Below are 14384 nucleotides of genomic sequence, written 5' to 3'. Positions count from 1 at the left end.
CCGACCGCCGTGCGGCGCCCGGTCAGGGTCCGGGCGCCGCACTCTCCGCCGGGGCGCGGAGCTACTTGGTGGCTCCCTGCGCGAAGCCGTTGTAGATGTAGCGCTGGAGGAAGAGGAAGACGAGCAGGGTCGGCACGATCACCAGGATCGCCCCGGCCGAGATCGACTCCCAGTGCGCCCCGAACGGGCCCTTGAAGCGGAACAGGGCGGTGGAGATCGTGCCCTTGTCCTCGGAGGGCATGTAGAGGAACGGGATGTAGAAGTCGTTGTACGTCGTGATGCCCTTGACGATGACGACGGTGGCGATCGCCGGTTTGAGCAGCGGGAAAATGATCTTCCGGTAGATGGTGAAGGTGTTCGCCCCGTCCAGCCGGGCCGCCTCGTCCAGGGAGACCGGGATGCCGCGGATGAACTGGAGGAAGATGTAGATCGACACGATGTCGGTGCCCATGTACAGCAGGACCGGCGCCCAGCGGGAGTCCACCAGGCCGAAGCTGTTGACCACCTGGAAGGTCGCCACCTGCGTCGTCACCCCGGGCACGAGCGTCGCGATCAGGAACAGCGCCATGACGGTCTTCTTGAACCGGAACTCGAAGCGGTCGATCGCGTAGGCCGTCATGGAGCCGATGAGCACGGTCCCCGTGATGGAGAACAGCAGGATGAACGCCGTGTTCCCGAAGGCCCGGAGCATATGGCCGTCGTCGAAGGCGGTGGCGTAGTTGGACAGGTTGAACCAGTCGTCCGGGAGGCTCAACGCCCCGCTGCCGTCGCCCACTTCGCGCGACGACTTGAGCGAGGTGAGGAAGACGACGACGAGTGGTACGAGGACCACGAGCGAGGCGACGATCAGCGAGAGGTAGGTCAGCGCCGTGCCGATGCGCAGCCGGCCGCGCGCCGCGGGCCGGTCGTCAGTGGTGAGCGTGGTCATACGAGGTCCACCTTGTCGTCGGGCACGAGCCGCCGCTGGATCCAGGTGACGAGCAGGATGATCAGGAGCAGCACCACGGCACAGGCCGAGGCCAGGCCCGTCTTGTTGAACTGGAAGGCGAGCTTGACCGTCTGGATCACGAAGGTCGAGGTGCCGGTCGCGCCGCCGGTCATGATGTACGGGATCTCGAAGACGGCCAGCGAGCCGGAGATCGCCAGGATGACGCTGAGGCTGAGCACGGGCCGGATGCCCGGCGCGATGATGTGCCGGAACTGCTGCCAGCGGCTCGCGCCGTCGAGCTGCGCGGCCTCGTACAACTCGCCCGGGATCGACTGGATCGCCCCCAGGAAGAGGACGAAGTTCAGTCCGGTGAACCGCCACACGGAGACCCCGGCGAGCGAGGTGTTGGCCGAGTCCGGGTCACCGAGCCAGGCGTGGTCGCCGTCGGCGCCGAACCAGGAGAGGATCGAGTCGAGCGTGCCGCCGTCCTGGAAGAAGTAGAGGAAGACGAACCCGATCGCGACGCCGTTGATCAGATAGGGGAAGAAGAGGATCCCCTTGAAGAGATTGCGGAAGCGCAGGTCGAAGCTGAGGACCGTCGCGAAGTACAGCGCGATCACGATCTGCACGGCCGACGCCGCCAGGTAGTAGAAGCTGACGAAGAAGACCCGGAACAGCTCGGGGCGGGTGAAGAGCTGGGTGTAGTTGTCGAGACCGGTGATGTTCCGGTCGGGGCTCACACCGTCCCAGTCGGTGAAGCTGTAATAGATCATGTTGCCCACGGGGACGTACGTGAACGTGATCAGCAACGCGAGGGGCGCCAGCAGGAACAGCCACGGGGTGATCTTGCGGAGGAGATGGTTCCGCCAGGACCGCGCCGCGGGGGCGCCGCGGCGGGCGGGGCGCCGGACGGGCACGGCGCGCGGGTCCGGCGCCGGGGGTGCTTTCGAGGTGGTGTCAGTCATGCGGGACGGCCCTTTCATGGTCCGCGACGAGCGGCCGGCAGACGGGGGGCCCGGCCCCGGCCGGTGGCGCGGGCCCCGTGCGCGCGGGGTCGGTCAGTTCCCCGCGGCGGCGGCCGCTTCACCCCAGCGCTTGTCCAGCTCGGCGAAGTAGTCCTTCAGGGACCCCTTCTGGGCGCCGCGGGCGATGTCGATGAGCTTCTGCCGGTAGTCCGGCTTGGAGAGGCCGATCTCGGAGGCGTTGTCGATGGCGTTGACCTGCTCCGTCTTGGCCTCGGAGCGCTCGACGAGCTTGACATCGTTGTCCTGGAAGGGCTTGAGCACCGCGGGGAAGCTCATGGAGGTCAGGGCCGAGACCCCGCCCTCCTTGGCGGCGAAGCCCGACTTCTCGGTGAACCAGTCGATCCAGGCGCGGGCGGCCGGCTTGTGGTCCGAGTGCGTGTTCACGGCGAGCTGGTAGTCGGAGACCAGCGTGGCGCAGAACCGGCCGTCCTTCTGGGCCGGGAACGGCATGAAGCCGATGTCGTCCGGGTTCTCTCCCGCCTTGGTCGCGGCGGCCCGCATCTGGTTGACGGCCCACGAGCCGAGCAGCATGCTGCCGATCTTCCCCTTGGCCAACTGCGTCTTGGAGGCTTCCCAGTTGGTGGTCGTGGGGTCCTTCTCCGACAGCCCGGCGTGGACGATGTCGTGCAGCAGCGTGTCGTTGACGCGCAGTTCACCGCCGGCGCTCCACGGCTTGTCGGCCGAGGCCAGGGCGTCCCACGCCTTCCCGTCGCAGCTCACCGAACCGACGTTGTTGGTCCAGGCGCCGCTCAGCGGCCAGCCGTCCTTGAAGTTGGTGTAGTACGGCACCGCGCCGGTCCGCGACTTGATCTTCTTCAGGTCGTCGAGGAACTGCGCCGGTGTGGTGGGCCAGTCCGTGACGCCCGCCTTCTTCCACAGGGCCTTGTTGTAGACGAAGCCGTTGGCGGTGCCGAAGTTGGCGATCCCGTACGTCTTCCCGGCGACATCGGTCTTGCCGGTGAAGCGGTAGATCTTCGCCATGTCCTTGGTGGAGCCGAGAGGGGCGAAGAACTTGGGGTAGTCCCCCTTGGAGATCGCCGCGGGGATCAGCAGGACGTCACCGTAGTTGTCGGTGTTCATCCGGATCTTCACCTCCCCCTCGTAGTCGGTGATGCCCTGGAACTTGACGGTCACCTTCGGGTACGTCTTCTTGAACTGGGCGGCGTACTTCCCCATCGTGCCGTCCTGCACGAGGTCGGTGCGGTTGGTGAGCACCGTGATGGTGCCCGTCACCTTGCCGGGGTCGGAGGGGGAGTCGGCCGCCTCCCCCGAGGAGTCCCCTCCACCACCGCACCCCGCGACGGTCAGCAGTGTGGCGGCAAGCAACATCGCGCTCAGCGGCTTCGTCCTCATGTGCCCAACTCCTTTCAAGGGTCACGGCTCAGGCCCAGCGGGCTGACGGCACTATGTCAGCCATCCATGAACCGGTAAAGCCCAGATTTCCGCCGCGATACTCAATCGTTACCACTGCCTGGCAGTGGTGCGGTCAAGTAAGCGCTCTATCTGCGCTGTTGCGCCGCAAGGGAGTGAGGGCGTGAGGACTAGACCGGTTCATGAATCAGAGGTTAGGTTGGCCGACGTCTCATACGAACCGGGCCCGCGTCCGTCCGATTGGAGCCGCACTATGAAGGACACCGCCCAGCTCAGCGAGGGATGGAGCCTCGATCACGACGGGGAGCGGATCCCCGCCCAGGTCCCCGGCTGCGTCCACACCGACCTGCTCGCCGCCGACCTGATCCCGGACCCCTTCATCGGGCAGAACGAGCGGGAGCTCGCCTGGGTGGGCCGCCGTGCGTGGAGCTACACCCGAGACCTGTCGGCGGCGCAGACCTCGAAGGACACCCACGAGCGGACGGACCTGGTCTTCGACGGCCTCGACACCGCCGCCCGCATCACTCTGGGCGGCGCGGAGTTGGGCCGCACCCGCAACATGCACCGCTCCTACCGGTTCGACGTCAGCGGTCGCGCGGGAGAGCTGAACGTCACCTTCGCCTCCGCCTACGAGGAGGCCGAGGCGGTACGGGCCCTGACGGGGGAGCGGCCCAACGTCTATCCCGAGCCGTTCCAGTACATCCGCAAGATGGCCGCCTCCTTCGGCTGGGACTGGGGCCCCACCGTGGTCACCGCCGGCATGTGGCGCCAGGTCCGCCTCGAACGCTGGTCGACCGCGCGGATCGTCCGGGTCCGCCCGCTCGTCACCGTCGACGGCACGCGGGGACGCGTCGAGCTGCGCGTCGATCTGGAGCGCACGGCCACGGGCACCGGCCGACGGCTCGTCGCGCACGCCGCGGTGGCCGGAGTCGCGGCACAGGCCGAGACCGACGGCGACGCCGTCACCCTGGTGCTCGACGTCCCCGACGTACGCCTGTGGTGGCCGCGCGGCCACGGCGAACAGCCGCTCTACGACATCGAGTTGACCCTCTTCGCCGACGGCGGACCGCTCGACACCTGGCACCACAGGGTCGGCTTCAGAACGATCGAGATCGACCGCGGCGCCGACGCGCACGGCACGGGCTTCACCTTCGTCGTCAACGGCGAGCGGATCTTCGTACGCGGAGTGAACTGGATCCCCGACGACGTCCTGCCCTCCCGCATCACCCCCGAGCGCTACCGCACCCGCCTCGAACAGACCGCCGCCGCCAACGTCGACCTGGTCCGCGTCTGGGGCGGCGGCATCTACGAGGACGAGGCCTTCTACACCGCCTGCGACGAACTCGGCCTCATGGTGTGGCAGGACTTCCTCTTCGCCTGCGCCGCCTACCCCGAGGAACAACCGCTGCGCGGCGAGATCGAGGCCGAGGCCCGCGACAACGTCGTACGCCTCATGCCGCACCCCAGCCTCGTCGTGTGGAACGGCAACAACGAGAACCTGTGGGGCTTTCGCGACTGGGACTGGGAGGACCGACTCGCCGGGAACTCCTGGGGCGAGGGCTACTACCTCGGGCTGCTGCCGCGCGTCGTCGCCGAACTGGACCCCACCCGCCCCTACACGGCGGGCAGCCCCTGGTCCGGCTCCTGGGACCACCACCCCAACGACCCCGACCACGGCACCCACCACTCGTGGGAGGTGTGGAACCGGCAGGACTACACCGCATACCGCGCCGACGTGCCGCGGTTCGTCTCCGAGTTCGGCTGGCAGGCGCCCCCGACGATCGCCACACTGCGCCGCGCCCTGCCCGGCGAGGACCTCGCACCCGACTCGCCCGGCATGCTGCACCACCAGAAGGCCGAGGACGGCAACGGCAAACTCGATCGCGGCCTCGCCCGCCACTTCGCCCCGCCCGAGGGCGACTTCGACCGCTGGCACTACCTCACCCAGGTCGTCCAGGCCCGCGCCGTCGCCACCGGCATCGAGCACTGGCGCGCCCACTGGCCGCGCTGCGCCGGCACCGTCGTCTGGCAGATCAACGACTGCTGGCCCGTCAGCTCCTGGGCGGCGATCGACGGCGACGGCCGCCCCAAGCCGCTCTACCACGAACTGCGCCGCCTCTACGCGGACCGCCTGCTCACCCTGCGACCGGGCGCCGACGGCCCCGAACTCGTCCTGGACAACCAGGGTGGCGAGCCGTGGAGCTGCGACGTGACGCTGCGCCTCATGCACGCCGACGGGACCCTCGCCGCGCGTGTGTCCCTGGGGCTGACCGCCCCCGCGCACGAGGTCCTGCGGCTTCCCGTCCCGCCGGAGGTGACACCCGCCACCGGCTCGGCCAAGGAGTACCTCGTCGCCGACGCCGACGACCTGCGCGCCGTCCACTTCGAGGCCAGGGACCACGAGTTCGACTACCCCCGGCCCCGCTTCGAGATCGCCGTCGAGACCGTCGGCCGGGAGCGGGATACAGTCGACGTCGTGGTGACCGCCCAGACACTCGTACGCGACCTGCTGCTCCAGGCCGACCGCATCGCACCGGACGCCCGGGCCGACCAGGGGCTCATCACCCTGTTGCCCGGCGAGCGCACCCGCATCCGCGTGCACGGCACGCAGGGCGCCGGAGCCAACACGATCAGGGCCGCACTCTTCTGCGTGGAACCCGCGTGAGCGCACCCACGCAGCGGGTCACCATCAAGGACGTCGCCGCCGCCGCGGGAGTTTCCAAGGGTGCGGTCTCGCTCGCGTTCAACCACAAACCCGGCCTGTCCGAAGCGACCCGGGAACGGATCTTCGCAGTCGCCCGGGACATGGGCTGGGCCCCCAACTCCTCGGCCCGCAGCCTCTCCCGGCAGACCACGGACACGATCGGCCTGGCCATCTGCCGCCCGGCACGGCTCCTCGGCCTCGAACCGTTCTACATGGAGTTCATCTCCGGCATCGAGAGCGTGCTGGCCGAGCGCTCGTGCTCCCTGCTCCTGCGTCTGGTCAGCAGCAGGGAGGAGGAGATCGCGCTGCAACAGAGGTGGTGGCGCGAGCGGCAGATCGGCGGGTCCGTCCTCGTCGACTTCGACCGGGAGGACCCGCGGATCGGACCGCTGAAGGAGTTGGGCATCCCGGCCGTGGCGGTCGGCCACCCCGACCTGACCGGCGGTATCCCGTCCGTGTGGACCGACGACGCCACCGCCATGGCCGAGGCCGTCCGCTACCTGGCGGCCCTCGGCCACCGCCGCATCGGCCGGGTCGGCGGGCCCGAGGGCCTCGGGCACAGCGCCATCCGCGAGGCGGCGTTCCGACGGACGCTGGAGTCGCTGGGGCTCGACGGGTCGCTCCAGGTGGCGTCCGGTTTCGCCGGGGAGGAAGGCGCCCGCGCCACCAGATCACTGCTGCTGCGCGCGGAGCGGCCCACCGCCATCGTCTACGACAACGACATCATGGCGGTGGCCGGGCTGGGTGTCGCCGCCGAGATGGGCGTCTCCGTCCCGGCGGACCTCTCCCTGCTGGCCTGGGACGACTCACAGCTCTGCCGTCTGACCCACCCGACCCTGTCGGCGATGAGCCACGACGTGCACGGCTTCGGCGCGGACGTCACCCGGGCACTGTTCGAACTCATCGAGGGCAGAACGGTCACCTCCCACCCGGTGCCCATGCCGTCGCTGACGCCCCGCGCCTCCACCGCCGCCCCGCCCTCCCGCTGAACACCGTGTGGCCCACGCCCCGTCGGCGCGGGCCACACCTCTTCACCGCGGTGGCGGGGCGGCGGTGCTGGCGCGCGGTTCGAGCCGGCCCGGCGCGACCTGGCTCGCCTCCACCGGAACTCCGTCGACGGCGGCCAGCAGCGTACGGGCCGCACACGCCCCGTACGCGGCGATGTCCCGCGTGAGAGCGGTGAGTCGAGGGCGTACGGCCTGGGTGACGGGGGAGTCGTCCCAGGCCACCAGGGACAGGTCGCGCGGCACGTCCAGGTTCAGTTCCTGCGCCACGGACAGGCCCGCGACCGCCATGATGTCGTTGTCGTACACGATGGCCGAGGGCCGCCGCTCCGCGATGAGCAACCGGCGGGTGGCCCGCGCGCCCTCGTCGCCCGAGTAGTCCGTGTGCACCACGACCGGCTCGGGCAGCCCCGCCGCGCGACACCCCTCCTCGAACGCGGCATCGCGCACCGTGGTGTGCGCCAGACCGGGCAGACCCGCCACCCGCGCGATGTCCCGGTGGCCGAGAGCGGCCAGATAGGCGACGGTCTCGTGCACACTCGCGCCGTCGTCGGACCACACGGCGGGCAGCGGCCCGGCCGCCCCGGGCGGGCCGAGCGCCACCACCGGCAGGCCGAGTCCGGCGAGCGCCGGGACGCGGGCGTCGTCGTCGCGCAGGTCGACCACCAGCGCCCCGTCCACCCGGCCCTCGCCCCACCAGCGGCGGTACAGCTCGATCTCGTCGTGGGCGCTGGGCACGATCTGGAGCATCAGGGCGATCGAGCGCGGCGCCAGCTCGGACTCGATGCCGCTGATCAGCTCCATGAAGAACGGCTCGACGCTCAGCGTGCGGGCCGGGCGGCACACGGCGAGACCCACCGCGCGCGCCCGGGCACCGTTGAGAGCGCGGGCCGCGCTGCTGGGCCGCCAGCCGACCTCCTGGGCGATGGCCTTGATCCTCGCCCGGGTCTGCGGGGAGACCCCGGCCTTGTCGTTGAGGGCGTAGGACACCGCGACCTTGGAGACGCCCGCCCGTTGCGCGATGTCCGCGATCGTCGGCCGTTTCATGCGCCCTCCCGCTGGACCGGTTCCGTACCTGGCCGCCGACCCTATCGCCCGGCGGCGCAGGAGCCGGCGTCCGGCCACTGAACCGCGGTTCAGTCGGCCACCGCTACGGCAGAGCCACCTCGCCCTGGTTGAGGACGCGCGGGTGGAAGTAGCCGGCCTGGAGCTCGGCGTTGGTGTTGTTCCCCCTGAGCTGCTCCGACCACATCATGAAGTAGGCCCAGCGGGTCTGGCTGTCGAGGAGCGAGGCGTCGGGGATCTTGCCCGTCTCGGCCAGCGCGATCGGCTTCCCGCCCGCGATGCTCTGCATCTGCTGGTAGTCGGACGCGCTCGGGTAGTTCTTGTACCAGACGTCGAGGGAGGCCACGTCGACGTACCCGGCACCCGGGTAGTAGGAGGACCAGCCGCCCGCCGGGTTGTCCTGGACGTTCCACACCCAGATCAGGTTGGACAGGCCCTTGGCGACGAGGTAGTCGTGGGTGATGCGGTAGAGCCGCGCGCTGCCGTCGGTCCCCGGGCGGTGCCCCCACCAGTTCCAGGACTCGTTCATCTCGTGCAGCGGCCGGAACAGGACGGGCACACCCGCCGCCTTCAACTGCTGGAGATAGGGGACCGCCTCGTCGAGGCGGCGCTTCCAGGCGGTGTTCAGGGCCGTGCCGTCGGTGACGACCTGGGTGAACTGGGCGTCGCTGATCGTGGACTTGACGCCTCCCTCGAAGGCGCACGAGCTGCCCATGGTCGGCGGGCAGACGTGCCAGGTCAGTGCCACGAGCGAGCCGTTGGCCCACTCGGTCTTCGCCTGGTCGATCACCCGCTGCCGGTTGGCCACGTCCGCCGACTGGAACATCAGGTCGCCGCCCCACAGCCCCGGGTACTGACCGGTGACGTCCTTGACCTGCTGCGTGTACTGGCCCGGGCTGCTCGCGGGCTCCTTGTTGTGCTGCCCGGAGACGATGTGCGAGCCGCTGATGGAACGCAGGTAGTCGAGCACCTGCTGCTTGGAGCGGGCCGGGAACGCCTGGGCGTCCGGGGGCAGCGCCAGGGCCACCAGCGCGGAGGCCAGGAGGGCGACGAGCAGCGCGAGGCCGCGCGCTCGGAACAGAGGGGTGCTGCGCATGGGGACACGTCCCTTTCCTCGTAGGGGAGTTGCTGATGACGGTGCTGGCGGGACACTTTGCACAGCGCCGACATCGTTGTCTAGGCGTTGAGCAAGTTGAGTAAAGAGCCAGTAATGTGCGGGCGTCGGGTCGGAAGTATCCGCGCTCCTCCTGCCCCTGCCCGCTGGACCGGTCTATGGTGGCGGCCTCATGAGCGCGCATCGGGTGACCATCCAGGACGTCGCGGCCCGCGCCGGAGTCTCCCGGGCCGCCGTGTCCCTGGCGCTGCACGACAAGCCCGGCCTCTCCGACGCGACGCGCGCCCGCATCCTGCGGATCGCCGAGTCCATGGGCAGGCCCGCGCGCGGCGCCCCACGGCAGCGGTCGGACACGATCGCGCTCGTCCTGCGCAGACCCGCACGCCAACTGGGCCTGGAACCCTTCTACATGGAGTTCGTCTCCGGCCTGGAGAGCGTAGTCTCGGACCACTCCGGCGCGCTGCTGCTGCGCCTGGTCAAGAGCCTGGACGAGGAGATCGGCCTCCAGGGCCACTGGTGGCGGACCGGTCGGATCGCCGGCTCGGTCCTGGTCGACTTCCGCCCGCACGACCCGCGCGGGCCTCTTCTCGCCCGGCTCGGGCTGCCCGCCGTCGCGGTCGCCCACCCCTCGCTGACGGGGCCGTTCACCGCGCGGTGGACCGACGACGCCACGGCCGTCGACGAAGCGGTGCGCTACCTCGCGGCGTTGGGACACCGTGCCATCGCCCGGGTGGGCGGCGCCCCGGAACTGGGCCACAGCGCGATCCGTCGCGCCGCGTTCACCCGGACCATGGGCGCGCTGGGGCTCGGCGTGGGACAGCAGACGGAGACCGACTTCTCCGGCGCTTCGGGGGCCAGGGCCACCCGGTCGCTGCTGACCGCCGTCCGGCGGCCCACGGCGATCGTCTACGACAACGACCTGATGGCTGTCGCCGGACTGTCCGTGGCCGCCGAGATGGGGCTGCGTGTCCCCGCCGACCTCTCCCTGTTGGCCTGGGACGATTCGCAGCTCTGCCGGCTGACGCATCCGACGCTCTCGGCGATGAGCCATGACATCCACGCCTTCGGCGCCGACGTCGCCCGCACCCTGTACGACATCCTCGCGGGCCGATGCGTCACCACTCGTCCGGTGCCGACTCCGACGCTCGTACCGCGCGGCTCGACGGCGGCGCCGGGGGCCGGGTAGGAACGGCGCGGGGGCGGTCCGACACTCCCCAGTGATAATGACCGCCCCCGCAGCGCATCCTGCTCCCGTGTGTCCCCGAACCCGCCCGTCAATCCTGCGCGGACACCCGCGAGGATGTGGCGTTGATCACTCGGTGCGGCGCCGGCGGGCGCGGGTGGCTGTACCGTCACCCGGCATGAGCTGGTTGCCGCACGACTTCGTCCACCCCGTCCATGTGCCCGTCCCCACCACCGCGCTGCACCTGCGGCCGATCCGGGAGGCGGACGCCGCGATCGACTACCCGGCCGTGATGGGTTCCCGGGAGCGCCTGTTCGAGATCTTCGGCCCCGCCTGGGGCTGGCCCGCGGAGACGATGACGTATGAAGCGGACCGTGTCGACCTGTTGCGCCACGAGAAGGAGATAGCGGCCCACCAGTCGTTCAACTACGCGCTGTTGAACGAGGCGGAGACGGAGCTGCTGGGCTGCGTCTACATCGACCCGCCCGAGCGCACCGGCGCCGACGGCGAGATCTCCTGGTGGGTCGTGGACGCACTGGTCGACACCGCGGCCGAGCGCGCGCTCGACGCGCTGGTGCCCCAGTGGATCGCCGGTGACTGGCCCTTCCGGCAACCCCGCTACCTGGGCCGCGACATCTCCTGGCAGGACTGGCTCGCGCTGCCGCCGGTCTCCTGAGGCCCCGGTCAGCCTCGTCGCCCGCGCTGCTCGTCCATGACGTGGCACGGACGGGGCGTGCCCGGGGCCATCCCGGTGACCTGAAGTCGCCCGTCGGCGCGTGACGACCGGGCGGCGGGGGCCCGGCTGCCAGCATGTGCGGGACCTCTGGCCGACTACGCCGTCGGTGCCGCTCGGGACGGTACGGCGGCGGGCCTCTTCCCTCCGACGGGCAGGCGGTCTCGGCCAGGGCCACGGGCTTCGGCGGGAAAGAGGAACTGGTGCAGATCGGCTACAAGCTGGCCTCGGAGGCGTTCGGTCCTGACGAGTTGGTACGTCAGGCCGTCCTCGCCGAGCAGGCCGGGTTCGACTTCGTGGAGATGAGCGACCACTACCACCCCTGGCTGGACGTCCAGGGGCATTCTTCCTTCACCTGGACCGTCTTCGGGGCGATCGCGGCGAAGACCGAGCGCATCGGGCTGGCCACCGGCGTGACCTGCCCGACCGTGCGGTACCACCCGGCGATCATCGCGCAGGCGGCCGCCACCCTGGCGCTGATCTCCGACGGGCGCTTCACCCTCGGGGTGGGGTCGGGGGAGCGGCTCAACGAGCACGTCGTCGGTCAGGGATTCCCCAACTCGGTGCCCGAGCGGCACGCCCGGCTGCGGGAGGCACTGGAGATCATCCGGCTCCTCTGGCGCGGCGGCTACCAGTCGTACGACGGCACGTACCTGCGGCTGGACGACGCCCGCGTTTTCGACCTGCCGCAGGAGTCACCGCTCATCGCCGTGGCCGCGGGCGGCCCGCTCTCGGCCCGCATCGCCGCCGAACTCGGCGACGGCCTCTTCGCGACCGAGGCGGAGGGCGCTCTCGTGGACGCCTACCGCGGCGCGGGCGGCGACGGCCCGCGCTACGCGGAGGTCCCCATGGCCTGGGCGCCCGACGAGGACACCGCGGCACAGGCGGCCCTGAAGACGTCGCGGTGGGCGGTCACCGGCTGGAAGGTCATGAGCGAGCTGCCCAACCCGGCCAACTTCGAGGCCGCCACGACCACCGTCCGCAAGGAGGACATCCTCGCCCAGTTCGCGTGCGGCGCCGACCCCGCTCGCTACGTCGAGGTGGCCCAGCCCTTCGTCGACGCCGGGTTCGACCGCCTGGTGATGCAGAACGCCGGTCCCGACCCCGACGGCTTCATCGACTTCTATCAGCGGGAACTGGACCGGCGTCTGCGCGCGCTCACCCCCTCCGCGTAAGCCAGGAGGCGGGCGGCCCCTCCCGGATGGCGGGCCGCCCGGCGGCAGGTGAGCATGAACGCGGGACACGATCCCGGGCAGGCCGCGCGGTGTGCCCGGGGCCCCGCGCCCGCGATCCGCGCTCGCGTCCACCGAACCCCGGAAGGCGTCATGGCACAACCTCGGCAGCAGCAGACTCCGCCCGGCCTCACCTCCGCGATGACCCCGCGGCCGGACCACGGCGAGGAGAGCTACCGCGGCTCGGGGCGGCTGACCGGCAAGGCGGCCGTGATCACGGGCGGTGACAGCGGCATCGGCCGCGCCGTGGCGATCGCCTACGCACGCGAGGGCGCGGACGTCCTGATCTCCTACCTCGACGAGCACGAGGACGCCCGGGAGACCCAGCGCTGGGTGGAGGACGCGGGCCGCACATGCGTGCTGGTCCCCGGTGACGTGGCCGATCCGGAGCACTGCCGGTCGCTCATCGGCACGGCCGTCGAGGCGTTCGGCCGCCTGGACATCCTGGTGAACAACGCCGCGTTCCAGATGACGCACGACTCCGTCGAGGACATCCCGGACGAGGAGTGGGACCGCACCCTCGCCATCAACCTCAGCGCCTTCTTCCACCTGACCAAGGCCGCCGTGCCCCACCTGCGGCCGGGCGCGTCGATCATCGGGACCACCTCGGTGAACTCCGACGCGCCGCCCCCGCAACTGCTCCCGTACAACGTCACCAAGGCGGGGATCGCCAACATGGCCGGCTCGCTGGCGCAGATGCTCGGCGCCCAGGGCATCCGCGTCAACAGTGTGGCGCCCGGGCCCATCTGGACCCCGCTCATCCCGTCGACGATGCCGCCGGAGCAGGTGGCGGAGTTCGGGGCGCAGGTGCCCCTCGGGCGCCCCGGGCAACCCGCCGAACTGGCGGCGGTCTACGTCATGCTCGCCTCGGACGAGGCCAGTTACGTCTCCGGCGCCCGCGTCGCGGTCACCGGCGGCCAGCCGATCCTGTGAGCGGGCACGGCGGCGGTCTGCATCCGCTGCGACTGACCGTCACCGCCAAACCGCTGGTCTTCGGCGGCCATGCCATCGCCCGCCGCCTCGGCAAGACCGGCCTGCCCGACTGGAACATCGCCGAGACGTGGGAGTGCAGCGACGTCGACGGTGCCGGCTCCGTGGTGACCACCGGACCACTGGCCGGGCGCTCGCTGCGCCAGTTGGTCGCCGCGCACCCGGAAGAACTGATGGGCACCGGATGGCGCGGCGACCGCTTCCCGCTCCTCACCAAGTTCATCGACGCCACCGGCACTCTGCCGGTGCACCTGCACGCCGACGACGAGGCCGCCCGACGCCTGGAGGGGCAGCCCAACGGCAAGACCGAGGCATGGCACATCCTCGATGCCGCGCCGGGGGCGACAGCACTCTGCGGCGTCAAGGACGGCGTCAGCCCCGCACGGTTGCGGGCCGCCCTGGAGGCGCAGGACTTCGACGCCGTGCTGCGCCGCCTGCCGGTGCGCGCCGGGGAGACCCTGTACGTACCCGGCGGCACCCTGCACAGCTTCGGCCCCGACACCCTCGTCTACGAGATCGAGCAGACCTCCGACATCCAGCAGCACGCGATGCGCTGGAACATGGAGGACGGCTCCCCGGTGGCGGACGCGGAGTTCGTCTCCCACCTCGACATGCTGATGCGCCAGGCCGACCTGGGAACGAGACCGGAGTTCACACCCGGGCTGCGGCTCGCCGTCGGCGACGGGGTCGAACGGGTCTTCCTGTGCGTGAGCCCCTACTTCGTCCTCGAACGCTGGTGCGCCGGAACCGCCGAACCGCTGCGGCACTCCTTCGCCACCGCGCAGATCCTCTCCAACGTCGGTGCCCCGGTGCGTGTCCGTACGGGCGTCTGGAGCGGTGAACTCGGCCGGGCGGAGACGCTTCTGCTGCCCGCCGTCTGCGGGGAGGTCGAGATCGCCGGACCCGCCGACGTCCTGTTCGGCTACCTCCCCGACCTCGACCGCGACCTCCGCCCCCTGTTCGACGCGGGCTACCCCGCACGCCTCGTCGCGTCCCTCGGCTCCCTCGGCCGCGTCGGCGTGCAGGCCGCCTGAA

Annotated in this window: 12 protein-coding genes; 7 read left to right on the top strand and 5 right to left on the bottom strand. The window is 70.7% G+C overall.

Annotation, left to right across the window (positions count from 1 at the left end; all coding sequences use genetic code 11):
* Positions 1-61: 61 nt before the first annotated feature.
* The 3 genes from ACIRF8_RS18545 to ACIRF8_RS18535 all read right to left on the bottom strand — a co-directional run bounded on the left by ACIRF8_RS18545 (position 62) and on the right by ACIRF8_RS18535 (position 3306).
* Entirely contained in the window at positions 62-928 is an 867-nt protein-coding gene (locus ACIRF8_RS18545; protein ID WP_404216129.1) for a carbohydrate ABC transporter permease, read from the bottom strand.
* Entirely contained in the window at positions 925-1893 is a 969-nt protein-coding gene (locus ACIRF8_RS18540) for a carbohydrate ABC transporter permease (RefSeq protein WP_404216127.1), read from the bottom strand. The genes ACIRF8_RS18545 and ACIRF8_RS18540 overlap by 4 nt, the downstream gene beginning before the upstream one ends.
* Before the next feature lie 93 nt (positions 1894-1986).
* Positions 1987-3306, bottom strand: a complete 1320-nt coding sequence (locus ACIRF8_RS18535) for an ABC transporter substrate-binding protein (protein WP_404216125.1) — start codon at positions 3304-3306, stop codon at positions 1987-1989.
* Between the two features lie 271 nt (positions 3307-3577).
* Between ACIRF8_RS18535 and ACIRF8_RS18530 the strand changes: the two genes are divergently transcribed.
* Together ACIRF8_RS18530 and ACIRF8_RS18525 are read left to right on the top strand one after the other, a co-directional pair.
* A complete protein-coding gene (locus ACIRF8_RS18530) occupies positions 3578-5989 on the top strand; it encodes a glycoside hydrolase family 2 protein (protein ID WP_404216123.1) in 2412 nt (803 codons plus the stop codon).
* Positions 5986-7017: a LacI family DNA-binding transcriptional regulator gene (locus tag ACIRF8_RS18525; RefSeq protein ID WP_404216121.1), complete on the top strand. Its 1032-nt coding sequence runs from the start codon at positions 5986-5988 to the stop codon at positions 7015-7017. Before ACIRF8_RS18530 ends, ACIRF8_RS18525 begins: the two co-directional genes overlap by 4 nt.
* Positions 7018-7059: 42 nt before the next feature.
* Here the strand turns inward: ACIRF8_RS18525 and ACIRF8_RS18520 are convergent, their stop codons facing one another.
* Together ACIRF8_RS18520 and ACIRF8_RS18515 are read right to left on the bottom strand one after the other, a co-directional pair.
* Positions 7060-8079: a LacI family DNA-binding transcriptional regulator gene (locus ACIRF8_RS18520; RefSeq protein WP_404216119.1), complete on the bottom strand. Its 1020-nt coding sequence runs from the start codon at positions 8077-8079 to the stop codon at positions 7060-7062.
* Between the two features lie 103 nt (positions 8080-8182).
* Positions 8183-9193, bottom strand: a complete 1011-nt coding sequence (locus ACIRF8_RS18515; RefSeq protein WP_404216117.1) for a glycosyl hydrolase — start codon at positions 9191-9193, stop codon at positions 8183-8185.
* A gap of 190 nt (positions 9194-9383) precedes the next feature.
* On the opposite strand from ACIRF8_RS18515, the gene ACIRF8_RS18510 reads away from it, so the two are divergent.
* The 5 genes from ACIRF8_RS18510 to ACIRF8_RS18490 all read left to right on the top strand — a co-directional run bounded on the left by ACIRF8_RS18510 (position 9384) and on the right by ACIRF8_RS18490 (position 14383).
* Positions 9384-10397 carry a LacI family DNA-binding transcriptional regulator gene (locus ACIRF8_RS18510; RefSeq protein ID WP_404216115.1) on the top strand — a complete coding sequence of 338 codons (1014 nt, stop codon included), beginning with the start codon at positions 9384-9386 and terminating at the stop codon, positions 10395-10397.
* A gap of 175 nt (positions 10398-10572) precedes the next feature.
* On the top strand, positions 10573-11070 hold the full coding sequence (locus ACIRF8_RS18505; RefSeq protein ID WP_404216113.1) for an N-acetyltransferase: 498 nt from the start codon (positions 10573-10575) through the stop codon (positions 11068-11070).
* 260 nt (positions 11071-11330) lie between these two features.
* Positions 11331-12302, top strand: coding sequence for a TIGR03557 family F420-dependent LLM class oxidoreductase (locus tag ACIRF8_RS18500; RefSeq protein ID WP_404216111.1), 972 nt, complete (start codon positions 11331-11333; stop codon positions 12300-12302).
* Positions 12303-12452: 150 nt separating this feature from the next.
* Positions 12453-13292 (top strand): SDR family oxidoreductase, encoded by an 840-nt coding sequence (locus ACIRF8_RS18495; RefSeq protein WP_404216109.1) that lies wholly within the window; start codon positions 12453-12455, stop codon positions 13290-13292.
* Positions 13289-14383, top strand: coding sequence for a type I phosphomannose isomerase catalytic subunit (locus tag ACIRF8_RS18490; protein WP_404216107.1), 1095 nt, complete (start codon positions 13289-13291; stop codon positions 14381-14383). The genes ACIRF8_RS18495 and ACIRF8_RS18490 overlap by 4 nt, the downstream gene beginning before the upstream one ends.
* The last annotated feature ends 1 nt before the right edge of the window (position 14384 follow it).

It is taken from the genome of Streptomyces sp. NPDC102406, from assembly GCF_044765725.1.
Lineage (GTDB): Bacteria > Actinomycetota > Actinomycetes > Streptomycetales > Streptomycetaceae > Streptomyces.
This window is presented reverse-complemented; position numbering and strand designations above follow the sequence as displayed.

Coding starts and splice junctions, on each gene's coding strand:
- ACIRF8_RS18545 (WP_404216129.1), bottom strand. CDS start 928: ATGACCACGCTCACCACTGACGACCGGCCCGCGGCGCGCGGCCGGCTG.
- ACIRF8_RS18540 (WP_404216127.1), bottom strand. CDS start 1,893: ATGACTGACACCACCTCGAAAGCACCCCCGGCGCCGGACCCGCGCGCC.
- ACIRF8_RS18535 (WP_404216125.1), bottom strand. CDS start 3,306: ATGAGGACGAAGCCGCTGAGCGCGATGTTGCTTGCCGCCACACTGCTG.
- ACIRF8_RS18530 (WP_404216123.1), top strand. CDS start 3,578: ATGAAGGACACCGCCCAGCTCAGCGAGGGATGGAGCCTCGATCACGAC.
- ACIRF8_RS18520 (WP_404216119.1), bottom strand. CDS start 8,079: ATGAAACGGCCGACGATCGCGGACATCGCGCAACGGGCGGGCGTCTCC.
- ACIRF8_RS18515 (WP_404216117.1), bottom strand. CDS start 9,193: ATGCGCAGCACCCCTCTGTTCCGAGCGCGCGGCCTCGCGCTGCTCGTC.
- ACIRF8_RS18510 (WP_404216115.1), top strand. CDS start 9,384: ATGAGCGCGCATCGGGTGACCATCCAGGACGTCGCGGCCCGCGCCGGA.
- ACIRF8_RS18505 (WP_404216113.1), top strand. CDS start 10,573: ATGAGCTGGTTGCCGCACGACTTCGTCCACCCCGTCCATGTGCCCGTC.
- ACIRF8_RS18495 (WP_404216109.1), top strand. CDS start 12,453: ATGGCACAACCTCGGCAGCAGCAGACTCCGCCCGGCCTCACCTCCGCG.